Origin of the sequence: Amycolatopsis sacchari (genome assembly GCF_900114035.1) — a bacterium.
In the GTDB taxonomy this organism is placed as follows: Bacteria; Actinomycetota; Actinomycetes; order Mycobacteriales; family Pseudonocardiaceae; genus Amycolatopsis_E; species Amycolatopsis_E sacchari.
Genome location: NZ_FORP01000015.1, coordinates 19,638 through 42,016, shown reverse-complemented (window position 1 = coordinate 42,016; position 22,379 = coordinate 19,638). Strand labels below are relative to the sequence as shown.

Genomic DNA, 22,379 nt, shown 5'->3' with positions numbered 1-22,379 from the left:
CTCAGCTCAGGCTGTCCTTCAACGACGACAGGTGCGTGCGGCTCAACCGGGCCGCGGCCTCGCCGTCGCGGTCGGCGATCGCGGTGCACAGGGCCGCGTGCGCGTCGTGGTCGGCGGTGCTGCCGTAGCTGCCGCGCAGGCGCAGCATCTCCACCATCGCCTGGCGGACGCGGGGCACGAAACCGTCGAACAGCTCGATCAGGATCGGGTTGTGTGCGGCGACCATGACGGCCCGGTGGAACGCCGTGTCGGCGTCCACGTGCTCCTCGACCGTCGGGTGCCCCGCCCCGCGCCGGTCCAGCGCCCGGCGCAGGGCACGCAGTTCGGCCGGGGTGCGGCGCTCCGCGGCGAGCGCGGCACCCTCGGACTCGATCGCGATCCGGGCTTCCAGCACGGCGGCGATGTCGGCGCGCCGCACCACGGTGTCCCAGTCGTCCGGCACGTCGAGCGCCGTCACGAACACCCCGGCCCCCTGCCGCGTCTGGAGCACACCGCGCCCCGCCAGCTGGCGGATGGCCTCGCGGACCGTCGAGCGGCCGACGCCGAGCTGCGGGGCGAGCGTCGTCTCGCCCGGCAGCTTCGCGCCCAGCGCCCACTCGCCGGACCTGATGCGCTCCAGCAACAACTCGGCCGCCTGGTCGGCCAATGGCGCCCGCCGCACCTGTCCCATCGCGACCCTCCGCTGCTCGTCAGGGGAGAGCGTAGCCCGCGAGCACGCGCTCCCGTTCCCGCAGGGTGAACGACAGCGCGAAACCACCCGCGGTCAACAGTCCGATGAGGACGAACACGGTGCGCACGCTCGCGGCGTCCGCGAGCGCGCCCAGCAGCGGGCTGACCACGCCGCCCAGCGACAGCGTGAGCCCGAGGGTGACCCCGCTGGCCAGCCCGATGCGGTTGGGCAGGTAGGTGTGGGAAAGCGTGATCTGCGCGGAGAACGGCAGGAACAACGCAACGCCGACGCAGCCCGTCGCGACGACGACCACGGCGGGCGAGGGGGCCAGCACGATCGCGCCGACCGAGAGCACCGCCAGCGCGTAGCCGGACCGGATCACGGCCAGCCGCCCGAGCCGGTCCGCCAGCCAGCCGCCCGCCAGCGTGCCGACCGCACCCGCCGCCGGGAACACCGACAGCGCGAGGGACGCGTCCGAGGGCGTCGAGCCGAAGCGCGCGATCGAGTACAGCGCCACGAAGGACGTCGTGCCGACGTAGGCGATCGACCACAACGCGAGCACGGCGGTGAGCCACGCGAAGGAACTCCACGAATCCCGCTGCCCCGTAGCGACCGCCGTCTTGGTCGGAGCCGCGACCCGGCGGAACATTCCCTTGCGTGCCACGGAGAAATACACCGCGCCCAGCACGAGTGCGGGCAGGGCGAGCAGCACCGTGCCGGGCAGGCCGAACCGGCCGACGGCCAGCACGACCGCCGACGGGGCCAGCGCCGTGCCGACGTTGCCGCCCACGGAGAACAGGCTCATCGCCCCGCTGGACCCGCTGCCCGCGAGCCGCGCCTCGACCGTCGCCGCCGGGTGGTACGCGGCGACGCCGATCCCCGACAGCGCCACGACGGCGAGCACGAGCGGGTAGGAGTGCCCGGCCACCCCGCTCAGCGCGACGCCCGCGCCCGCGCAGAGCAGCCCGGCGAGGCTCAGCCAGCGGAGCCCGTACCGGTCGCTGAGGTGCCCGAACGCGGGCTGCGCCACGCTCGACAGCGCGGTGGCCGCGAGCGTGATGCCCGCCGCGGCGGCGTAGCTGTAGCCGGCGCGCGCGATGAAGTAGGGGAGGAGGGCCGCGACGGCTCCGGGGTAGAAGTCGTTGGCGGCGTGGGTCGCCGTCAGCGCCCACAGCCGCCCGCGAGCGGTACTGGTCATGCGCCGAACCTAACACAACTCCTCAGACAAGCTGAGTTGTTTTACGACTCGGCCGCGCACAGCGCTGCGGAGATGCGGTGGGAGATCCGCAGTGCGGTCTTGGCGAACAACGCGGTGTTGGTGCGCGCGACCGGGGCGACGAACAACATCACGCCGGCGAGGGCGTGCCGTTCGGCGAAGATCGGGGCCGCCACCGAAACCGTGCCGGGCACCATCGAATGCGGCACCACGGCGACACCCGCCTCACGCACGCGCGCCACCACCGCACGCAGCTCCGCGGGATCGGTGATGGTGCGTGAGGTGACCGGCGTGAGCGGCCGGGAGCACACCAGGTTCAGCAGCTCGGCGGGCCCGAACGCCAGCATCACGTGCCCGACGCCGGACGCGTGCAGGGGCAGCCGTTCCCCGAGCCCGGCCGCGAGCGCGACCGCGCGGCGGCCCACGAGGTGCTCGACGAGCACCGCCTGGTCCTTGTCGAGGACGGCGAGCATGACGTCCGCACCCGTCGCCGCCGCGGCCTCCTCCAGGAACGGCAGGATCCGCGAGCGGTGCCGGTACGCGCGGGGCGCGAGGGTGCCGATCTCGAACATCTTCAGCCCGATCACGTAGTGCCGCTCGTCGCGTTCCAGCGCGCCCCAGTCGACCAGCTGCGTGACGATCCGGTGCGCGGTTCCCTTGGGCAGCCCCGTCAGGCGCGAGATCTCCGACAGCGTCAGGTTCGGCCGCTCGGTGCTGAAGGCCGCCAACACGGACAGGATCCGGGTGTGCACCGCCATCGCCGCAGTGTCACACGGGTTGTGCAGGCAAAACAGCCAAGTGTTCCACCGGGCGGAACATCACCGGAATTGGCGCGGGCAGCGACATACACTCCGACGATCGTGGTGCGGATCGCAAGGGAGCGACGGTGCGTGCGGTGACCCGGATTCGAGGTGCGGTATGGCCGCGCGGCTGAACCTGCGGGAAGTGACACTCCACTTCGGCGGCGTGAAAGTGCTGGAGGACGTCTCCTTCGACGTGGAGCCGGGGGTCATCCTCGGGCTCGTCGGGCCCAACGGTGCCGGGAAGACGTCGTTGTTCAACTGCATCAGCGGGCACTACCGGCCGACCGCGGGCTCGATCACCATCGACGGCACCGAAGTCGTCGGCCTGGCGCCGTCGCGGCTCGCCCGGCTCGGCCTCGCCCGCACCTTCCAGCACCCCGCGCTCCACCTCGACGCCACGGTGCTGGACAACGTGGTGCTGGGCGGGCACACCCGCTTGCCGGGCGGCCCGGTTTCGTGGTCGCTCCGCCTGCCGCACACGGTCCGCGCCGAACGGGAGATCCGCGCGGAGGCACTCGCGCTGCTGGACCGCGTGCGGTTGCGGCACGCGGCGGAGCTGCCCGCCGACGAGCTGTCACACGGTCTGCACAAGGGGATCGAGCTGTGCCGCGCGCTGTTGTCGAAACCGGCGCTGCTGCTGCTCGACGAACCGGCGGCCGGGCTTTCCCACGCGGAGGTCGAACAGCTCATCGCCACCGTGCGGCGGATCCGCGAGGAGGAGGACGTCACGGTCGTGGTCGTGGAACACCACATGGGCCTCATCTCGGCCCTCACCGACCGCGTCGTGGTGCTCGACCACGGGCGCAAGCTGATGGAGGGCACGGCGGCGCAGGCGCAGTCCGATCCCCGCGTCATCGAGGCCTACCTGGGGAAGGACGCCGCGGATGACGTTGCTTGAACTGGCCGACGTGACCGCGTCCTACGGTCCCGTGCGGGTGCTGGAAGGCGTCTCGCTGAGCGTGCCGGACGGTGGCGCGGTCGGCATCCTCGGCGCGAACGGCGCGGGCAAGACGACGACGCTGCGGGCGATCTGCGGCACGGTCCGCGCGGACGGCCGGATCACCTTCGACGGGCGCGACCTCCGCGGTCTGCGGCCGGATCAGGTGGCGGCACTGGGCATCGCGCACGTGCCCGAAGGCCGGGGCACGCTCGGCAGGCTCAGCGTGCTGGACAACCTCCGCGTGGGCGCTTACCTGCGCAAGGACCGGAAAGCGGTTTCCGCGGACGTGGAGTACTGCCTCGACCTGTTCCCGCAGTTGCGCGCCCGCCTGAGTTCGAGCGCGGCCGCGCTGTCCGGCGGGGAGCAGCAGATGCTCGCCGTGGCAAGGGCTTTCCTGGCCAGGCCCCGGTTGCTGCTGCTGGACGAGGCGTCGCTGGGGCTCGCGCCGGGCACCGCGAAGACCGTGTACGAGGCGATCGGGCGGCTGCGGCGGGAGTCGGGGATCGCGATGCTCGTGGTCGAGCAGAACGCCAACCTCGCCTTCACCCTCGTCGACACCGCGGTGGTGCTGGAGACCGGGCGCACGGTGCTCACCGGCACCGCCGCCGAACTCAAGGGCATGGACGAAATCCGACGCGCCTACCTCGGAGGGTGACACGGTGGGAACCTTCATCCAGCTCGTGGTCGACGGCCTTTCGACCGGCTCGGTCTACGCGGCGCTGGCGCTCGCGATCGTGCTCGTGAACCAGGCGACCGGGCTGATCAACTTCGCGCAGGGCGGGATGGCCGTGCTGTCGGCGTACTTCGCCTACACCGGGCTGCAGCTCGGACTTCCCTTGCTGGTGGCGATCGTGCTCGCCGTGGTGGTGTCGTTCTTCCTCGGCGCTGCGGTCGAACGCTTGCTGATCCGGCGGTTCGAGCGCGGCGACCCGGACACGGCGATCGTTGTGACCATCGGGTTGCTGACGCTCGTCACCGGGATCTGCGGCTGGCTGTGGACGTACAACAACCTCCAGTTCCCCTCGCCGTTCCCGTTGTCTACTGTGGACATCTTCGGTGCGGTCGTCAGCGTCCGCTCGCTCGGCACGACGATCGCCATCATCGCGATCATGGTGCTGCTGCAGTTGTTGTTCCTGCGCACCAAACTCGGGCTCGCGTTGCGGGCCGTCGCCGACAACCCAGTGTCCGCCTCCTTCTCCGGACTCCCGGTCGGGCGGTTGCTGATGATCGGCTGGGGATTCGCCGCCGCACTGGGCGCGATCGCGGGCTCGCTCGTCGCCCCGCAGTTGACGCTCACCCCGGGGATGCTCGACAACGCGCTGGTCTACGCGCTCGCGGCGGTGATCCTCGGCGGGCTGGACAGCCCGATCGGTGCCGTGGTCGCCGCGTGGATCATCGGCGTGGCCGAGAACCTCGCGGCCGTGTACATCCCGTTCATCGGGCACGACCTGAAGATCGCGGTGCCGTTCCTGCTGATCTTCGTGATCCTGGTCGTGCGTCCCCAGGGCCTGTTCGGGCGGAAGGTCGTGGCGCGGGTCTGATGGCTACTTTGTTGCGCACCAAGTGGTTCCGGCTCGGTCTCGGCGTGGTCGTGGCGGTGCTGCTGCTCGCCGCGCCCCTGATGCTGCCGTTGTTCGCCAACCAGACGCTCGTGCGCATCGGCGTGTACGCGATCGCCGTGCTGGGCCTGAACCTCGTGATGGGCTACGCGGGGCAGGTCAACCTCGGGCAGATCTTCTTCGTCGGGCTCGGCGCGTACGTCGCGGCGTTCGGGGTCACCCACGACTGGAACATCGTGCTCGTGTTCGTCGCGGCGTGCCTCCTGCCCGGGGTGGTGGGGCTGCTCGTCGCGCTCGCCGCCGCGCGGCTGGGCGGGCTCGCGATCGCGATGGTCACGATCGCGCTGCCGATCGTCGGAGTGCCGCTGGCGAAACGGCTTTCCGACCTCACCGGTGGTTCGCAGGGCGTGTCGGCCCGGTTCTCCGGCGCCCCGGACTGGAGCGGTCTCTACGACGACCAGTGGCAGTACTACGTCCTGCTGGTCATCACGGCCGTCGCGTTCCTGCTGGCGCGCAACCTCGTGCGCGGGAAGTTCGGCCGCGCGCTGAAGGCGGTGCGCAGGAACGAGGCGGTCGCCGCGTCGATGGGCATTTCCCCTTACCGCTACAAGGTTCTCGCGTTCACCGTGGCGTCGGTGTTCGGTGGCGCGAGCGGTTTCGGTTACCTCGTCGCCGTGCAGTACACCTCGCCGGAGACCCTGAGTTTCGGCCATTCGATCGCGCTCGTCGCGGCGATGGTCGTCGGGGGTGCGGGCAGCATCGCCGGCTCGCTGATCGGCGGTGCGTACTACGTGTTCGTCCCGCAGCTGACCAACTCGATCGACCCCAACCTCACGGCGATCAGCCAGGGCGTGATCCTGCTGGTGGTGCTGTTCCTCCTGCCGGGCGGGCTGGTGAGCCTCCCGAGGGTGATCCGCAGGCTCGCCCGCCGCCGGTCCCCGCAACCGGCTTCCCCTTGGCCAGAAGAGACAGAGAGGCAGGCGCAAGCATGAAGGTTCGCAGGAGGTTCACCGCCGTCGTCGCGGTGGTTTCGGCCGTCGCCCTCGTCGCGGCGGGCTGCGGTCGGGGCACCAGGGGAGGGGAGGGTTCGGCGAGCCCCGGTATCACGGACACCGCGATCACGCTGGGGATCACGACCCCGCTGAGCGGTCCGACGGCCGGGCCCGGCACGTGCACGGTCGCGGGGGTCAAGGCGTACTTCGGCTCGGTGAACGCGGCGGGCGGGGTGAAGTTCGGCGACGGCAAGACGCGCAAGGTGGAGATCAAGAGCTACGACGACGCCTACGACCCGCAGAAGTCGCTGGCGAACTTCCAGCAGATGAGCTCCGACGGTGTGTTCGCCGTGACGGCGGGCCTGGGCACGCCGACGAACCGCGCGTTCCGCGACGCGGCGATCGACGAGAAGTTCCCGCAGGTGCTCGTGATGACGGGTGACCCGCTGTTCAGCAAGCGGCAGGACAGCCCGTGGCAGCTGGGTTTCGTGCCGATCTACCAGAACGAGGGCGCGGCGTTCGGCAAGCTGCTCGCGGCGTCGGGCGGGCAGCACAAGGTCGCGGTCCTGGCACAGAACGACGACTACGGCAAGGGGTACGTCGAGGGCTTCAAGCAGGCGATCGCGGGTGCGCCGAACGTGCAGATCGTCCGCGAACTGAGCTACGAGGCCACGGACACCTCGGTGGACGCCCAGCTGACCGAGCTGGCGTCGACCGGCGCGGACGTCTTCTTCAACGCCATGTCGATCACCCCGCTGGCGATCGCGGCGCTGCAGAAGGCGCAGCAGGTCGGCTGGCGGCCCAGCTGGTTCCTGCCGTCGAACACGTCGAGCCCGTCGGCGATCCTGCAGCCGGGCAACGCTTCGGCGTTCCCGGGGATCTACTCCGTCGCGTTCGCGAAGGCGCCGCAGAGCCCGGAGTTCGCCAAGGACGCGGATGTGGTGAAGTTCCTGGCGGACCTCAAGCAGTACGCGAACTACCCGGACGTGCCGGCGTTCCCGCACTGCATGTGGAGCTACATGGTGGGAGCCACGCTGCAGCAGGCGTTCGAGAAGATGACCAAGCCCACGCGTGACGACTTCATGACCGCGCTGCGCGGGATCTCGGGCTTCCGCGCCCCGCTGATGCTGGAGGGCACCGCCGTCGACACGACGAAGGACGGGCAGCCGGCGGTGTCGTCGGTCGTGGTGCAGAAGTACAACGGGAAGGGTTACGCCACGGCGCAAGCGTTCGGGTGAGGCCGTTGGGGGGCGGTGGTGGGTGGCGGCTCAGCGGCGGCTGGGGCAGCGAGCCGCGGTGCGGTGGGTGGCCGCGCCGCGCGCCGAGTGGTGGGCTCGGCCTGCACCGGTGCCTGCCCGAGGCCAGCCCCACCTCACCGCCCGCGGGGCGGCCGGACTGCGGTCGGCGAAGCGGTGCGGTGCAAGGGTTCGCCCGGCAAGCCGCCGCACCACGCCGAGGCCCCCACCTCACCGTCCCGCACCGCCGACCGGCACCCCCACGGCCTCGAGCTCGAACGGATCCTCGCCCAGCCGGTTCCCGCGTCTGGCGAGCCACGCCAGCGCGGGGCCGGTCGCCGCGGTCGTCGCCAGTGCCATGATCACCATCACCGAGTACAGGCGCCGGTCGATGACCCCGAGCTGCAGCCCCGTGCTCAGCACGATGAGCTCCGTCAGCCCCCGCGTGTTCAGCAGCACCGCGAGCGCCGTGGCCGGGCGCGTCCTCAGGCGGCACGCCTTCGCCGCACCGAACGCGCCCAGCGCCTTCCCCGCCGTGGCGGCGAACAACACGACGCCGAGCAGCGCCAATGAAGCCGGGTCGAACGCGATGTCCACCTGCAACCCCGCCACCACGAGGTACACGGGCAGGAAGAACCTGCTGATCTCCAGCACCCGCCCCCGCACCCGCGCGACGAGCGGCCCCGGGCCGGACCGCGCGGCGAGCAGCCCGAACACGAACGCGCCGAAGATGAAGTGCAGGCCCATCAGCTCGGTCGCCGCCCCGCACGCGAGCGCTCCGGCGAGCAGCAGCACGACCACGGCGTTCTCCTGCCGGGGCCCGAGCCGGAGCAGCACCAGCCGCAGCACGGGCCCGACCGCGAAGCGCAGCACCACCACCAGCGGCACCAGCAGCAGCACCTGCCACACGTGCCCACCGCTGCCACTGACGATCGCGACGACCACCGCCAGCGCCGACCACGCCAGCACGTCGCACAGCGCGGCGACGGTCAGCGCGAGCCTGCCCACCCCCGTCCGCACCAGCCCACGGTCGTCCAGGATCCTGGCCAGCACGGGAAAAGCGGTGATCGACAGCGCCACCCCGAGGAACAGCACGAACGCGGTCGGCGACCCCCGCTGCCCGACCCCCAGCACGGGCAGCAGGAGCGCCGTACCCACCCCCAGCGCGAACGGCACCAGCATCGCCCCCGCCGCGACGACCCACGCGTGCCGCAACCGGGTGCGGACCGCGCTGCCGTCGAACTCGGCTCCCAGCGCGAACATGAACAACGCCACGCCGACGTTGCCGAACGCGCCCAGCGTCGGCCGGACCGCGTCGGGGAACAGCACCCCCGACCACGGACCCAGCACGGTCGGCCCGAACAGCACCCCGCCGAGCAGCTCCCCGATCACCGGCGGCTGCCCGAGTTTCGCCACGAGCGAGCCGAGCAGCCCGCACACGGCGAAGACCCCCACGAGGTCCAGCAGCAGCACGGCGATCTGGTTACCGGACACGCTGCCGCACCTGCTCCGCGAACCACCGGAACAACGCCTTGCTCAACGGCCACTCCCGCGCGATCCGGTGTTCCGGATGCCACTGGACGGCCAGGCACGGCGCCGCGTCGACCGTGCGGGAAAGCGCTTCCACGTACCCGTCGGGGCTGACCGCCTCCACGGTCAGCCCCTCGGCCAGCCGGTCCACGACCTGCCGGTGGTAGGAGTTCACCCACACCTCGTCAGCCCCGTCCGCGAGGTCGGCGAGCAGACCGCCGGGCTGGACGCGGACCGGGTGGATGGCGCCGTAGAACGCCTCGGGCCGCAGCTCGGCGGACTCCGGTACGTCGGCGTAACGCCGGTGCCGCGCCTTGTCCGCGATCTCCTCGATCGTGCCGCCGAACGCGACGTTGACCTCGTGCAGGCCGCGGCAGATCGCCAGCACCGGCACGCCGGCCCGCAGCGCGCGCGGGATCAGCGGGATGATCGTGCCGTCCCGCCCCGGATCGCCCGTGGCCCCCTCGGCGAGCGCGCCGCCCTGCCACACGGCCGGGTCGATGTCCGAGAGGCTGCCGGTGAGCAGCAGGCCGTCGCTGACCTCCAGCAGCCGCTCGGCCGCCAGCAGCCCGCCGATCGGCGGGACCATCAGCGGCAGCGCGCCCAGTTCCTCGGCGGCGGCCAGCACGTACTTGTCGTCCACCCGGTACATCGAGCCGCCGTCGGCGCCCCCCGGCCGCGTGCAGCCCGACACGGCGACCACCGGCGCGGCGGCGTCACCGCTCATCGCGCCCCACGGCCTCCGCCGCCGACGCCGACGCGTCCTCCCACCAGCGGTCGTCGCCCTCCAGCGACTTCCGCAGGTCCCGCTGGCCCGCCCACGTCATGTTCAGGATCGTGCGCTGCCCGTCCTCGGTCAGCGGCACGGTGCGGTGCAACGTCGTGTCGGTGCGCAGGAAGTAGATGTCGCCCGACACCAGGCCGTGCGTGTCGATCCTGCGCTCGCACAGCGTTTCGTTGATGCGGGGATCGGTCTTGTCCCAGTGGGTGTGCGGGACGCACTGGAGCATGCCGCCCGCGCGCAGCGGTGGCATCCGCAGCGCCCAGATCAAGGCGAAGCTGTAGTCGCCCCAGTGCCAGCCGTGCGTGTCGCCCTTGTGCTCCTGGTGCGTGATGAGGAACCGCTCGTCGTCGGACACCGACGCGATCACCGGTTCCCTCGCCACCCGCGCCATGAAGCCGAGCAGCTCCTCCGACGAGGCCAGGCCGGAGATCAGTTCGCTCGCCTTCTCGACCTGTTCGCTGCGCACCACGCTCATCTTGCGCGGGGTGCCGCCCGTCGTCCTCAGCTGCAGATCGCGCCGCTCGGTGTGCTCCTCGACCAGCCTGCTCACCTCGTCGTCCACCGCGCGCAGCAGCTCCGCAGGCACGAGCGGCTGGTCCCCGCCGAACTTGACGAAGCCGTCACGGGAGAACACGTCCGCGCGCCGCTGCACGTCGGACTCGCTGAAGGTGGCGGCCAGGTGGTCGCTCAGCGCCTTGGTGGCTGTGTGGGTGTTCACGGTTCCGCCTCCTGGTTGTCGTCGGATCGTGCTGAGTCCTGTCCGGCCTGGTGCACCACGCCGCCCGCCGCCAGCGCCGCGATCTCGCCGCGGGAGAACCCGCAGCCGGCGAGCACCGCCGCGGTGTCCTGGCCCAGTGCCGGAGCGGGCCGCTCCGCCGGAGCCGGCAGGTGGACGGGCCCCACCTCGGGGTGCTCGACGTGCCGCCAGAACCCGACCTCGGCGAGGTGCTCGTCCTCGACCAGGTCGTCGAGCCCGAGCACCGGTCCACACGGGACTCTGTTGTCCCGCAAGGATTTCAGGCATTCGGACGTCGTGCGGGCCGCGGCGAACCGGGCGAGGTGGTCCGCGACCAGTTCGGGATGGGCCTGCCGGGCGGCCACGGTCGCGAGCCTCGGGTCGACGGCCAGCGCGGGCTGCCCGAGCAGTGCGGCGACCGAACGCCAGTGCTTGTCCTGGTACGGCAGGATCGTCACCGCGCCGTCCGTCGTCGGGAACGGCCTGCGGTGCGGGGAGAGCGCCCGCCGGTAGCCGGTGGGGCCGTCGTCGGCGAAGATCCGGCCGTCGAGGTGCTCGACCGCGGTGAACGCGGTCATCAGCTCGAACATGGGGAACTCCAGCTCGGCGCCTTCCCCGCTGACCGCGCGCCGGTACAACGCGGCGGAAATCCCTGATACGGCGTAGAGCGCGCAGACCTTGTCACACAAGATGCTGGGCGAGAAAGCGCTTTCACCAGAAGCTTTCGCCTGCAGCGCCACGAGTCCGGACACCCCCTGGATGATGTCGTCGTACGCGGGCAGCCCGGCATACGGCCCCTCACGGCCGAAACCCCAGCAGTTGGCGTAGACGATGCGCGGGTTGGCCGCCACGACGTCGGCATACGTCAGGCCGAGGCCGGTGATGGCGCCGGGCGTCATGGAGTGCACGAACACGTCCGCGTGCGCGGCGACGCGCAACAGCACCGACCGCGCCGAGCGGTGCCGCAGGTCGACGCAGACGCCACGCTTGTTCCCGTTGCAGGACAAGTGGATCGCGGACACCCCCGGCGCCGCGACGTGCCCCATCTGCCTGCCGATGTCGCCGTGCGGCGGCTCGACCTTCCACACCTCGGCGCCGAGATCGGCCAGTACGCGCGTGGTGAGCGGGCCGAACACGACCCTCGTGAGGTCGAGCACCCGGACGCCGTGCAGCGGACCCGGCATCACGGCCGCCCGGACTCGTGGCAGTAGTACACGGTCTGGAAGGGCTCCCGGAAGCGGACGACCTCCTCGCGGACGGCGGCCGGATCGGCGCCGTCCCGCAGCACGGCGGCCAGGAACCCGGCGATGCGCGCCATCTCCGCCGTCCCCATGCCCAGCCGGGTCACCTCGGCGGTGCCCAGCCGCACCCCGCCGGGGAAAGCCGTGTCGTCACGACCGGGCAGCGGCTGCTGGTTGACCACGAGGTTGGCTTCGGCGAGCCGGGACGCCGCGGCGAACCCGCCGCCCCAGCCGCGGGCGTCGACCAGCACCTGGTGCGTACTGGTGAACCCGCGCCCGGCGCCGAGCACCGGAACCCCGCGCTCGTGCAGCGCGGCGGCGAGGCACCGCGCGTTGCGCACCATCCCGGCCGCGAGGTCCGCGCCGTACTCCAGGACCTCGGTGGTGGCCACGGCGAGCGCGGCGACGCGGTTGAGCTGGTGGGACCCGGTGAGCACCGGGAAGATGGTGTGGGACACCGGTTCCGCCAGCGCCGGGTCGTTCCACAGCGCGAACCCGCCCTGCGGCCCGCAGAACGTCTTGCCCGACGAGGCGGTGACGAGGTCGGCACCCTGCGCGAGCGGATCGGGGTACGCGCCGCCGGCGATCAGCCCCGCCTGGTGCGCCGCGTCGACGTACAACCGCCCGCCCCACTCGCCGATGATCTCGCGGATTTCCGTTACGGGAAGCGGGAAAAGTGTCGTGGTCTGGCCCAGCGCGGCGAGCGGGGGCCGCAGCCGCCGCGCCACCTCGGCGAACCGGTCGAGATCGATGTCCAGACCACTCGCGTCCACCGGGATCGACGCGAGGCGCACCCCGCGCGCGGCCGGTGGCCCTTCCGCGGTGTGGCTGGAATCGCCGCCGCCGTCGGGCCCCAGCACCAGCACGGTGTCACCCGGCGCGGCCAGCGCTGTGTACGCGACCATCGTGGCGTGCATGCCGCCGAGCAGGCGCGGATCGGCGAACGAGCAGGCGAAGGCCCGTTTGAGCAACTCGACGCACAACGCCTCCAGCTCGTCGAGCACCGCCATCGCGGAGAACCAGCGCCGGTCCCGCCCGATCGCCCCGCCGGACGCCCTCGTGCCCGCCTCGCTGCTCAGCACACGCCTGACCAGCGGACTCGTCGGCGCCTCCGCCGCGACGAGGTTGACGCACCGGCGGCCGCGCCATTCCTCGTTGCGCCGCACGCGGTCCAGCACGAGGTCGCGCATCGCCGCCGTGTCGAGGCAGCCCTCGATCGCTTCACGCGCCTGCTGCAGGACGGCGGGGTCGTGCGCCGGCGAACTCGTGCCCGCCTGCTGTTCCAGCGTCATTTCGGAAACCGAAACGGATGGTCCATCCACGCTCGCGTGATCACCATTCCCCCAGTTGATCAGCCCCGCAGTTCTTCCTCCGACCTTAGCAGCACGGGGAATCGGGGGAAAGGGCTGCCGCGCACCGCCGCGAACCCCTAATGTCGTCGGGGAAAGAGGAGGGCCGGTGGAAAAAGCGATCTTGTATCCGTTCACTGATCTCGCCCGGCAGCAACGCGAAGGATCGCTCCGGATCGTGCGGGGCGACGGCGTGCGCGTCTACGACGAGGACGGCCGCGCGTACCTCGAAGGGACTTCGGGGCTGTGGTGCGTCTCCCTCGGGTTCAGCGAAAACAGGCTGGCCGGAGCGGCGGACCGCCAGCTGCGCACCCTGCCGTACTACCAGTTGTTCAACCAGCGCACGCACGGCGTCGCGGAGCGGCTGGCCGAACGGTTGCTCGAGCTCGTGCCGGCGCCCTTGTCCGCGGTCTTCTTCGGCAATTCCGGTTCCGAGGCCAACGACACCGCCGTGAAACTCGTCTGGTACTACAACAACGCGCGCGGCCGCCCGGAGAAGAAAAAGATCATCGCGCACCGGCTGGGTTACCACGGTTCCACGATCGCGACGGCGAGCCTGACCGGACTTTCCCTGAACCACACCGATTTCGATCTTCCTCTGCCCTGGGTGCGGCACGTGACGTGCCCGCACCACTACCACAACGCCCGGCCGGGGGAGGGTGAAGAGGAGTTCGCACGCAGGCTGGCGGGTGAACTCGACGCGCTGATCGAGGCCGAGGGGCCGGAAACGGTCGCCGCGTTCATCACGGAGCCGGTGCTCGGCGGCGGTGGCGTGATCGTGCCGCCACGCGGGTACTTCGAGGAGGTGCAGCGGGTGCTGCACAAGCACGACGTGCTCCTGGTCGCGGACGAGGTGATCTGCGGTTTCGGCCGCACCGGCGCGATGTTCGGCTGCGGGAGATTCGGCCTGCGGCCGGACGTGATGACCTTCGCGAAAGCGCTTTCCTCGTCCTACCTGCCGATCTCGGCGACCGTGGTGTCGGACGAGATCGCCGAGGCGATCGTGCCGCACACCGCGCTGCGCGGCGGGCTCGGGCACGGGTTCACCACCGGCGGGCACCCGGTGTGCTGCGCCGTCGCGCTGGAAACACTCGACATCTACGCCGAACGGGACATCGTCGGGCACGTCCGCGAGGTCGCGCCGGTGTTGCAGGACAGGTTGCGCCGCTTCGCCGACCACCCGCTCGTCGGTGAGGTGCGAGGGGTCGGGCTCATCGCGGCGGTGGAGCTGGTCGAAGACGGGGCCGGAGAACGGCTCGTGCGTCACGCGATGCGGCGCGGCGCGTTGTTGCGGCCGCTCGGGGACACGATCTCCTTCTGTCCGCCGCTGATCAGCACGGCCGGTGAACTGACCGAACTCGTCGGGATCTTCGGCGACGCACTGGAGGACCTTTCGCGTGAACTTCCGAACGCTGTTCATCCGTCCGCTGCGCGAGCGTGAGCTGGGCCTGACGACGTTCCTGCGCCGGGGCGCGGAGATCGTCATCGCCGACCACCCGTCGAGTGACCTCTTTGGACTCGCCGACCGGCAGATCCCCGTGCCCAGCCCGCCGGAAGCGTTCCGGAACGGCGGGATGGCGGAGATCGAGGAGCGGGTCGTGTCCTTCGCGCGGCGCTTTCCGCTCACCGCCGTGACCGCCGACTTCGACTACCTGCTGCCGCTGGTCGGCAGGCTCAACGACCGGCTCGGCCTGCGCGGGCACACCGGGGCGAGCGGAACGGTGTGCGCCAGCAAGGTCCGGCAGCGGGCGGCGCTCGACGCCGCCGGGGTGCCGTCGCCCGGCTGGCGTGCGTTCACGACGCGCGCGGAACTTTCCGCCGCGGCACGGGAACTCGGCTTCCCGCTGGTGGTCAAGCCCGGCGACCGGTCGAACAGCGCGGCGGTGCGGTACGTCGCGCGGGAAGCCGAGCTGGACGCGGCGTACGCGGCGGCTGTGGAGCAGTCCTGGACCGGGGAGTACCTCGTGGAGCAGTACCTCGACGGGCCGGAGGTGAGCGTCGAGGCCATCACGTTCCGGGGTTGCACCGAGGTCATCGCCGTGACGGACAAGGAGATCGGGCAGCCGCCGCGGTTCCTCAAGCTCGGTGCCGAGGTGCCGTCGCGGCTGCCGTCCGACGTGCTGGACGGGGTGCGTGAGGTGGCCGTCGCCGCGATCGCCGCGCTGGGCGTGACGGACTCGCCGTCGCACACGGAGCTCCGGATCACCGCCGAAGGCCCGAAGGTGGTCGAGGTCAACGCGCGGGTCGGCGGGCTGTTCCTGGCGCAGATGGTGCAGGCGGCCACGGGGGTGAACCTGTACGACGCGTGGTTCGATGTGGTGCACGGCCGCCCGCCGCGCTTGGCGCCGACGCGCTCAGCGGTGGCGGTGCGGCGCTGCGTGTCGGACGGCGCGGGCGAGGTGGCGGCGGTGGACGTCGGGACGCAGCCGGTGGAGGAGGCGGAACGGCATGTGCTGACCCGCTGCCACGTCAAGCCGGGCGCGGTGCTGAAACCGGCGGAGGACAACTTCGACGTGCGGGCCGTGCACGTCGCCGCCGCGCCGACGCGGGAGGAGGCGGTGGCGGCGGCGGAACGGCTGGTGGGGACGCTCGGCATCCGGGTGCGGGAGTTGCAGTGGTGAGGGGGGCGGGGTTGGCGGGCGGGCGTGCTGCGGTCCGGGGGTTTCGGCGGTGAGGCGGTTGGCGCAGTGCCTGGGTGGGCGGGCGTGCCGTGGTCCGGAGGTTCCAGCGGTGAGGCGCCTGCCCCCGGGCACGCGCCCGCTCGCGGTGGCGGTGTTCGCCAACGCGATCGGCACCGGGCTCGTGCTGACGGCCCTCGCCCTGTTCCTCGCCAGGGCGGCAGGGCTGCCGAGCGGGCGCGTCGCGGTGGTGTTGTCCGTCGCGGGGTTCGCCGGGCTGGCCGCGGGGATCCCGCTGGGGAGGCTCGCCGACGTGCTCGGCGCCCGCCGCACCACGCGGATCATGTTGCTGTGCCGCGCCGGGGCGACGCTCGCGTTCGCCTTCACGTCTTCGTTCCCACTGCTCGTCGTGGTGACGACCGCGGTGACCGTCACCGAACGCGGGGGCAACGCGGCGATCGGGGCGTTGATCGCGCGGGTGGGCGGTGCGGCACGGGTGACGGTGCGCGCTTACCTGCGCTCAGTGGCCAACCTGGGGGTCGCGCTCGGCGCAGGCCTCGCGGGCGTCGCCATCGCCGGATCGTCCTACGCGCTGCTGATGGCGGGCAGTGCCGTGCTGGTGGCGGCGGCCGGCGTGCTGCTGCGCTGGGTCCCGGCCCCGCCCGCGCCTCCCGCGCCGCCCGCCACTCGGACGTGGGTGGCGTTGCGGAACCGGCGGTACCTCGCCGTCACGGCACTGCACGGGGTGCTGAGCCTGCACTTCGACGTGCTGGCGGTGGCGCTACCGCTGTGGATCGTGTTCCTCGGCACCGTTCCGCCGTGGACGGTTTCGGTGCTGGTGGTGGTGAACACGGTGATCGTGGTGCTGTGCCAGGTGCCGGCGAGCAGGCGGATCGACACGGTGCGCCGCGCGGCGCGGGTCGGGCCGCGGATCGGGGCGGTGTTCCTGGCGGCGTGCCTCGTCTTCGGCGCCACCCGGTACCTGGTCCTGCCACCGGCGGCGCTCGTGGCGGTGCTCGTGGCGGGGGTCGTCGTGCTGTCGGTGGGCGAGCTGTGGCAGACGGCGTCGTCGTTCACGCTCGGGTTCGACCTCGCCGACGAGCACGCGCAGGGCCAGTACCAGGCGGTGTTCGGGCTGGGCCGTGGCCTGACGAAGGCGGTCGCGCCGGTGCTGCTGACCGGGTTGTGCCTGGGGTTGGGGTTGCCGGGGTGGGTGTTGCTGGGGTTGGGCTTGCTGGGGTGCGGGGTGCTTTTGGTGCGGGTGGTGCCCTCGGGTGAGGCGGTGGCGGAGCCGCCTGTCGGTCCGGCGGAGTAGCGCTGCCATTGGTCGGCAGGAGGGTGCTCGTGCTGACGGCGCTGCGCGGGGGTGCGGGGTGCTTTTGGTCCGCGTCGTGCCTTCGGGTGAGGCGGTGGCGCCGGAGTAGCGCTGCCCGCTGCGCGGCGCCCGTGCGTCAGGCGAGTTCGGCCAGCCGGTCGCGCAGCCACCGGTCGGTCCGCCGCAGTAGGGCGACCAGCGGCGGACAATCCCGCGGCACGGCGGAGTACAACGGCGTGAACCGCGCGCCCCGCAGGTGTTTCGCCTCGATCGTGCCCGGGCCGAGCAGCAGCCGCCGCCGTCCGGTGGCGTAGGCGTGCCGCAGTGGGAGGTAGTAGGTGGCGTTGAAGTACCCCGCCACCGCTTTCGACTGCGGCAGGCGGAAACCCGCGCTGTAGGACATGAGCGTGCGCCCCGCCGCGAGCAGGCACGTCGTGGCGACCGGGGTGCCCTCGGCCTCGACGACGGCCAGTGAGAACTCGTCGCCGAAGCCTGCCAGCAGGCGGCGGTAGATCGCGGCCACGGACGCCGCCTCGATCGACTGGCCGCGTGCCTCGTACGCCGCCGCGACGAGCTCGGCCGCGGTGTCCAGCCAGGGTTCCGCGTCCACCCCGGACAGGACGCGCGCCCCGTCGAGAGCCCGCATCTCCCGGCGGATGCGGGTCCGCCGGCGGCTGGGCAGCGTCGCGAGGAAGTCCTCCACGTCGTTCCCCGCCAACGAGATGCTCGCGTACAGATCCGTGACGCCGACCTCGAACCCCAGATCCGGCACCACGTCGAGCAGCGGATCCCCGGCGGGGCAGTGCAACACGGCGGGCACGGCGCCGTCCGCGCGTGCCGCCGTGGCGATGGCGTCGAGCAGTGGTGCGCTGTTTCCCTTGCCCAGCAACGGAGAGACGTAACCGTTCGCCGCCACCACCGCCTGGCGTCCGCACATCGCCCGTGCGGCGGCGAGCACGTCTTCGTCCTGCGGCACGCCACGCCGCACCCCGGAGCAGACGTCGACGACGTTCATCCGCGGCACGGCGGAGTCCGCGGACAGCAGGCGCAGCCACACCGCCGGCCCGCCGTCCTCGCCCGCGAACCCGACCCCCTCCTGCGGCGAGCCGACCGCCCAAGCGAGCGCCCGACGCGGATCATCGGGCGAAGAGGGCCACCACCCCGGCTTCGATGCCGCGTCCCGCACGAAGCGGTACGGCTCCGGCAGCTCGAACATCAGCCCGGGTTCCGCAGCAGCTGCCGGGCCGCCGTCTCCGGGTCGCTCCCGGGCCCGCGCAGGCGGTAGTGCGCCGCGACCACCGGACCCCGCCACAACGCGTCGTAGTGCTCGCCGTCAGGGGACAGGTCCGGTAGCACGCCCAGCTCGGCGGCGAGCGCGTCGGCCAGGCCCACGTAGTCCCCGTGCGGGAACTGCGGCCGGGGCCGCGCCGCGCGGATGCGGGCCTCCGCCGCGACCCCCTCCGGCATCCCCGATGGTGGTGCCTGCGCGCCGGACAGCACCGCCGCGGCCCACCGCGCCTGCAGTTCCAGCACGGCGAAGAACGGACCCCGGTACAGCCCCACGAAAGCCATGCGTGGCAGCCCGGGGGCGAAGGTGCACCGGTGCAGCAGGAGCGGCTGCAGCAGGTCGTCCGGCTCGAACCCGAGCGCCGCCCGGTCCGGCGCGGCCAGGAACGGCAGGTCCACGTGGTAGCCGGTGCACCACAGCACGGTGGCGCACGGCAGCCGGACGCCGGTGTCGAGCACGACGGCGTCCCCGTCCAGCCGCGCCACGCGTCCCGGTTCGAGGCGCACGCTCCCGTCGGCGAGCCGCTCGGGGAGCCGGTGCGTCGGCAGGGTGAACGGCGGCGCGGAGGAGTCGGGATCGAGCCACAGCCGCGAGTCGAAGCGGCCGGGGTTCGCACCCAGCTCGTGGAAGCGCCGGTTCGCCTCCGCCGGGGACAGCGTGGCGCGCTGCCGGGTGAAGCTGATCAGGTCACGGGGCACGCCGTCCACGTAGCGGGGGAGCAGCCACATCGGCCTGCTCGCCACGAGCGTGACCGCCCGCCCCGCTTCGGCGAGCTCCGCCGCGATTTCGCTGCCGCTGAACGACATCCCGGCCACGACGACCGGTCCGTCCGGTAGCTCCGCCGCCGTCCGGTACCCGCTGCTGTGCAGTGCAACGCCCGCGAAGCGACCGGGCAGCCGCGGCACGTGCGGCCGCGAGTAGACGCCGGACGCCACGATCACCGCGTCGAACCGTTCCCGCTCGCGGTGGGTCACGATCCAGCCGTCGCCGTCCCTCTCGACCGCGCGGACTTCGTGTCCCAGCCGCAGGTACCGGTCCAGCCCGAACCGTCGGACGTAGCGGTGCAGGTACTCCTCGACCTGTTGCCGCGTGGGGAAATCAGGGGTACCCGCAGGCCACGGCAGGTCGGAGAACGCGCACAACGGGTGCGACAGATTGGTGGTCATCCCCGGCCACGCGGCACCGCCCGCCCGCCACACCCCGCCGATCGCCGGAGCCCGCTCGAACACGACCGGCCGCAGCCCGCCCTCGGTCACAGCCTTCGCCGCCGCCAGTCCACCGGGCCCCGCCCCGATCACCGCGACGGCCACGCTCAGCCGCCGAAGGACCGGGCGTCCACGGCGTCCGCGATGTCGTCCGCCATGCGCAGGGTGCGGATCACGACGGGCAGCGCGACCGCGATGAGGTTGCGGTCCATGCCGCGGACCCGCTGCGCCTCCCGCACCTCCAGCGTGATGCGGGCGACGACGGGGACGAAGCGCAGCGCCAGCGAGAACGCCAGGCTCACCTTCTCCGGGTTCACGCCGACGCGCCGCAACGGGTACAGCGCCCGTTCCAGCGACTCGATCATCGCCGACGTGCGGGTGGTCAGCGTGACGGCGGTCGCGACCAGCAGCAGCGCCGCCAGCCGGAGCACCACGAGCGTCGCCGACAGCCAGTCCGTCAGCAGCCCCGCCACGACGAAGAAGAACACCAGCATGAACAGGCCGGGCCGGATCGACCGGACCGCCGTCCGCCAGGGGATGCGGGCCAGCAGGTACAGCGCGGCGACGACGACCAGGATGCCGGTGAGGATGCGCCAGTCGCGGATCAGGAACACCACAGTGCCGACCACGACCAGCGACAGCACCTTGTAGCCCGGCGGGATCCGGTGGACCACCGAGTCCCGGTCGACGTACAGCGGTGCGGTCACGACACGGCCTTGAGGTAGGCGTCGATCGCCTCCGATGGCGGAGCGTCGGCGGCGATCCGGCCCTCGTGGATCACCAGCACGCGTTCGAACTCGGCGAGGGTCTCCAGGTCGTGCGTGACCAGGACGACGGTCTCCTCCAGCGCCGTGAGCGCGTCCATCAGCTTGCGCCGGTTCGGCCAGTCCAGCAGCGTGGTCGGCTCGTCGAGCACCACGTACTGCGGGCGCATCACGAGCACCCCGGCCAGCGCCAGCAGCTGCTTCTCCCCGCCGCTGAGCAGGTGCGCCTGGCGCGTACGCAGCTTCTCCAGCGAGTAGCGGCGCAGCACCTCGTCGACCTTCGCGGCGATCTCGGCCTTGGGCAGCCGCAGGTTCTTCAGCCCGAACGCCACGTCCTCCTCGACCGTCGGCTGGACGATCTGGTTGTCCGGGTTCTGGAACACGAACCCGACCTTCCTGCGGACCTCGCGGCCCGAGCGGCGCGTGTCGAGCCCGTCCACCGTGACCGTGCCCTCCGTGGGCAGCAGCAGGCCGTTGAGCAACCGCGCGAACGTGCTCTTGCCCGAGCCGTTCGCGCCGATGACACCGACCCGCTTCTCCGCCAGCGTGACGGTGAGGTCGTCGAGGACGACGCGGTCGCCGTAGGCCAGGGTGACGTGCTCGAGAGCGATCATTCCGCGGTGCTCGCCTTGTCCTGCCGCGCGCGGGGCCGCGGCTCGATGACGGGGTACGCGCGTTTGACGCCCATGGCGATCAGGGCCGCGATGACCACCTTGCAGGCGTCCCCGATCAGGAACGGCCCGTTGGTCGCGACGGCCTGGAAGTAGCCCAGGTGCACGACCACCGCCACCCACGCGCTGCCGATGGCGTAGAGCACCACGATCCCGCCGAAGGCGATGATCAGGATCGCCACGGCCAGGTTGAGGTGGTGCCACAGCCGTTCGAACAGCCAGCCGATCAGGCCGGCGATGATGGCCCAGCCGATGATGTAGCCGCCGCTGGCCGACGCGAACCGCCCGAGCCCGCCGGTCCCGCCCGCCAGCAGGGGCAGCCCGGCGGCGACGAGCGCCAGGAACAGCAGCTGGGACAGCGCGCCGCGCTTCCAGCCGAGTATCGAGCCCGCCAGCATGGGGCCGAGCGACTGCGCGGTGATCGGCACGCCGGTCAGCGACAGCGGCAACGGCGGGAACAACGCGAGCGCCGCGGTGATCGCGGCGAACAACGCGACGTAGACGATGTCCCTGGTGCGCACTACCTCGACCCCACTTCGGCGTAGCTGATGGTGCGTGCTCCGCGGTTGTCGAAGAACGGGCTGTCCGCGAGCAGTTCCCCGTCCACGGTGGCCACCTCCAGGTGCGAGCGGGTGTAGGGCTGGTACCCGAACTGACGCACCGGGAAGTCTATGTTGAGCGCCCGCTGCCGGTCGTACCGGGCGCCGACGTCGACGAACCGCATGACGAACGCGTCCCGCCGGTCCAGCGGCCCCTCGCCCAGCTTCCGGCTGCGGTGGACGACGTACTTGTCGAACAGGAGGACGTCACCGGGCTCGAAGGCGTCCTCGACGGCCTGCGGTTCGAGGATGTCCAGCATCGCGGGGGAGTTCAGCACGCCCTCCCGCAGCGCGAAGTAGTCCTCCAGCGTGATCGGCTCGCCCCGCTCCGCCCTGATCCGCAGCGACTGCACCAGCGCGGGCTCGACATACTCGTACACGAACTCGGCCGACATGACGGTCCGCGGGACGTACTGCATGCCGCCCCGCTGCCCGGCGGGGTCGATCGGGTGCAGCGGCGCCCAGATGGTGCAGGCGAAGTCGTCGGCCCGCACGTAGCCGAAGCTCTGCACGCCGACGTGCCAGGGAAACCCCTTGCTGACGTTCTTCTCCAGCTCGAAGCACATCTCGAAGGTCAGGAACATGGTCCGCCCGGTGAGTTCGGTCATGGTGCGGCGGAAGTACGGCTGGGTCAGCAGCGCGTACAGGTCCTCCCGGCTCGTCTCGAAGTCGTACTTCAGCCGCTTGAACTCGGTCTCGAAGGCCGAGGGCACGTGCCGCAGCTCCACGTCGACGCGCTTGCGCAGCGAGTCCAGCACCTCGTCGTTGAGGAACCCCGGCAGTTTGACGAACCCCAGCGTGCGGAACTGGTCGAGCTGCTGCGGGGTCAGCTCGTAGTCCTGTGCGAATGCGTGTCGTTCCACC

Annotated in this window: 22 protein-coding genes; 8 read left to right on the top strand and 14 right to left on the bottom strand. The window is 71.8% G+C overall.

The features are described 5' to 3' along the window. Nucleotide 1: 1 nt before the first annotated feature. From BMZ92_RS23185 to BMZ92_RS23175, 3 genes are read right to left on the bottom strand one after another with little or no spacing between them, the layout of a single operon-like run. Entirely contained in the window at nucleotides 2–670 is a 669-nt protein-coding gene (locus tag BMZ92_RS23185) for a FadR/GntR family transcriptional regulator (RefSeq protein ID WP_091511303.1), read from the bottom strand. A gap of 19 nt (nucleotides 671–689) precedes the next feature. Beyond that, entirely contained in the window at nucleotides 690–1,868 is a 1,179-nt protein-coding gene (locus BMZ92_RS23180) for an MFS transporter (RefSeq protein ID WP_091511301.1), read from the bottom strand. Nucleotides 1,869–1,909: 41 nt separating this feature from the next. After that, a complete protein-coding gene (locus BMZ92_RS23175) occupies nucleotides 1,910–2,644 on the bottom strand; it encodes an IclR family transcriptional regulator (protein WP_091511296.1) in 735 nt (244 codons plus the stop codon). Nucleotides 2,645–2,804: 160 nt separating this feature from the next. On the opposite strand from BMZ92_RS23175, the gene BMZ92_RS23170 reads away from it, so the two are divergent. Genes BMZ92_RS23170 through BMZ92_RS23150 form a run of 5 tightly spaced genes read left to right on the top strand, consistent with a single transcriptional unit; the run spans nucleotide 2,805 to nucleotide 7,418 of the window. Further along, entirely contained in the window at nucleotides 2,805–3,587 is a 783-nt protein-coding gene (locus tag BMZ92_RS23170) for an ABC transporter ATP-binding protein (protein WP_091511292.1), read from the top strand. Further along, nucleotides 3,574–4,284: an ABC transporter ATP-binding protein gene (locus tag BMZ92_RS23165; RefSeq protein ID WP_091511290.1), complete on the top strand. Its 711-nt coding sequence runs from the start codon at nucleotides 3,574–3,576 to the stop codon at nucleotides 4,282–4,284. Before BMZ92_RS23170 ends, BMZ92_RS23165 begins: the two co-directional genes overlap by 14 nt. Before the next feature lie 4 nt (nucleotides 4,285–4,288). Continuing rightward, a complete protein-coding gene (locus BMZ92_RS23160) occupies nucleotides 4,289–5,170 on the top strand; it encodes a branched-chain amino acid ABC transporter permease (protein WP_091511288.1) in 882 nt (293 codons plus the stop codon). Further along, nucleotides 5,170–6,180, top strand: a complete 1,011-nt coding sequence (locus BMZ92_RS23155) for a branched-chain amino acid ABC transporter permease (protein WP_091511285.1) — start codon at nucleotides 5,170–5,172, stop codon at nucleotides 6,178–6,180. Before BMZ92_RS23160 ends, BMZ92_RS23155 begins: the two co-directional genes overlap by 1 nt. Further along, nucleotides 6,177–7,418 carry an ABC transporter substrate-binding protein gene (locus tag BMZ92_RS23150; RefSeq protein ID WP_091511283.1) on the top strand — a complete coding sequence of 414 codons (1,242 nt, stop codon included), beginning with the start codon at nucleotides 6,177–6,179 and terminating at the stop codon, nucleotides 7,416–7,418. Before BMZ92_RS23155 ends, BMZ92_RS23150 begins: the two co-directional genes overlap by 4 nt. A 228-nt stretch (nucleotides 7,419–7,646) precedes the next feature. Here BMZ92_RS23150 and BMZ92_RS23145 read toward each other — a convergent pair whose 3' ends face one another. The 5 genes from BMZ92_RS23145 to BMZ92_RS23125 are packed head-to-tail and all read right to left on the bottom strand — an operon-like array spanning nucleotide 7,647 to nucleotide 12,998. Then, nucleotides 7,647–8,909 (bottom strand): cation:proton antiporter domain-containing protein, encoded by a 1,263-nt coding sequence (locus BMZ92_RS23145; protein WP_091511281.1) that lies wholly within the window; start codon nucleotides 8,907–8,909, stop codon nucleotides 7,647–7,649. Next, nucleotides 8,899–9,672: a gamma-glutamyl-gamma-aminobutyrate hydrolase family protein gene (locus BMZ92_RS23140; protein WP_091511279.1), complete on the bottom strand. Its 774-nt coding sequence runs from the start codon at nucleotides 9,670–9,672 to the stop codon at nucleotides 8,899–8,901. The genes BMZ92_RS23145 and BMZ92_RS23140 overlap by 11 nt, the downstream gene beginning before the upstream one ends. Further along, nucleotides 9,662–10,447 (bottom strand): HalD/BesD family halogenase, encoded by a 786-nt coding sequence (locus BMZ92_RS23135; protein WP_218153536.1) that lies wholly within the window; start codon nucleotides 10,445–10,447, stop codon nucleotides 9,662–9,664. The genes BMZ92_RS23140 and BMZ92_RS23135 overlap by 11 nt, the downstream gene beginning before the upstream one ends. Next, the gene (locus tag BMZ92_RS23130; RefSeq protein ID WP_143249929.1) at nucleotides 10,444–11,649 is read right to left on the bottom strand and encodes a CaiB/BaiF CoA transferase family protein; all 1,206 of its coding nucleotides are present in this window, start codon (nucleotides 11,647–11,649) and stop codon (nucleotides 10,444–10,446) included. Before BMZ92_RS23130 ends, BMZ92_RS23135 begins: the two co-directional genes overlap by 4 nt. Beyond that, the gene (locus tag BMZ92_RS23125; protein ID WP_218153535.1) at nucleotides 11,649–12,998 is read right to left on the bottom strand and encodes a serine hydroxymethyltransferase; all 1,350 of its coding nucleotides are present in this window, start codon (nucleotides 12,996–12,998) and stop codon (nucleotides 11,649–11,651) included. The genes BMZ92_RS23130 and BMZ92_RS23125 overlap by 1 nt, the downstream gene beginning before the upstream one ends. 166 nt (nucleotides 12,999–13,164) lie before the next feature. On the opposite strand from BMZ92_RS23125, the gene BMZ92_RS23120 reads away from it, so the two are divergent. The 3 genes from BMZ92_RS23120 (at nucleotide 13,165) to BMZ92_RS23110 (ending at nucleotide 16,988) form a co-directional block, all read left to right on the top strand. Next, nucleotides 13,165–14,496, top strand: coding sequence for an aminotransferase (locus BMZ92_RS23120; RefSeq protein WP_091511274.1), 1,332 nt, complete (start codon nucleotides 13,165–13,167; stop codon nucleotides 14,494–14,496). Beyond that, nucleotides 14,453–15,676 (top strand): ATP-grasp domain-containing protein, encoded by a 1,224-nt coding sequence (locus BMZ92_RS23115; RefSeq protein WP_091511271.1) that lies wholly within the window; start codon nucleotides 14,453–14,455, stop codon nucleotides 15,674–15,676. Before BMZ92_RS23120 ends, BMZ92_RS23115 begins: the two co-directional genes overlap by 44 nt. Before the next feature lie 109 nt (nucleotides 15,677–15,785). Further along, complete coding sequence (locus tag BMZ92_RS23110) at nucleotides 15,786–16,988, top strand: MFS transporter (RefSeq protein WP_177228833.1); 1,203 nt, start codon at nucleotides 15,786–15,788, stop codon at nucleotides 16,986–16,988. A gap of 136 nt (nucleotides 16,989–17,124) precedes the next feature. Here BMZ92_RS23110 and BMZ92_RS23105 read toward each other — a convergent pair whose 3' ends face one another. Genes BMZ92_RS23105 through BMZ92_RS23080 form a run of 6 tightly spaced genes read right to left on the bottom strand, consistent with a single transcriptional unit; the run spans nucleotide 17,125 to nucleotide 22,378 of the window. Beyond that, nucleotides 17,125–18,204 carry a GNAT family N-acetyltransferase gene (locus tag BMZ92_RS23105; RefSeq protein WP_091511266.1) on the bottom strand — a complete coding sequence of 360 codons (1,080 nt, stop codon included), beginning with the start codon at nucleotides 18,202–18,204 and terminating at the stop codon, nucleotides 17,125–17,127. After that, a complete protein-coding gene (locus BMZ92_RS23100) occupies nucleotides 18,204–19,586 on the bottom strand; it encodes a flavin-containing monooxygenase (RefSeq protein WP_177228832.1) in 1,383 nt (460 codons plus the stop codon). Before BMZ92_RS23100 ends, BMZ92_RS23105 begins: the two co-directional genes overlap by 1 nt. Nucleotides 19,587–19,588: 2 nt before the next feature. Continuing rightward, entirely contained in the window at nucleotides 19,589–20,188 is a 600-nt protein-coding gene (locus tag BMZ92_RS23095; RefSeq protein WP_091511261.1) for an energy-coupling factor transporter transmembrane component T family protein, read from the bottom strand. Continuing rightward, nucleotides 20,185–20,859, bottom strand: a complete 675-nt coding sequence (locus tag BMZ92_RS23090) for an energy-coupling factor ABC transporter ATP-binding protein (protein WP_091511260.1) — start codon at nucleotides 20,857–20,859, stop codon at nucleotides 20,185–20,187. Before BMZ92_RS23090 ends, BMZ92_RS23095 begins: the two co-directional genes overlap by 4 nt. Continuing rightward, nucleotides 20,856–21,437, bottom strand: coding sequence for a biotin transporter BioY (locus tag BMZ92_RS23085; RefSeq protein WP_091511257.1), 582 nt, complete (start codon nucleotides 21,435–21,437; stop codon nucleotides 20,856–20,858). The genes BMZ92_RS23090 and BMZ92_RS23085 overlap by 4 nt, the downstream gene beginning before the upstream one ends. Beyond that, nucleotides 21,437–22,378 (bottom strand): phytanoyl-CoA dioxygenase family protein, encoded by a 942-nt coding sequence (locus BMZ92_RS23080; RefSeq protein ID WP_091511255.1) that lies wholly within the window; start codon nucleotides 22,376–22,378, stop codon nucleotides 21,437–21,439. The genes BMZ92_RS23085 and BMZ92_RS23080 overlap by 1 nt, the downstream gene beginning before the upstream one ends. Between the last annotated feature and the right edge of the window lies 1 nt (nucleotide 22,379).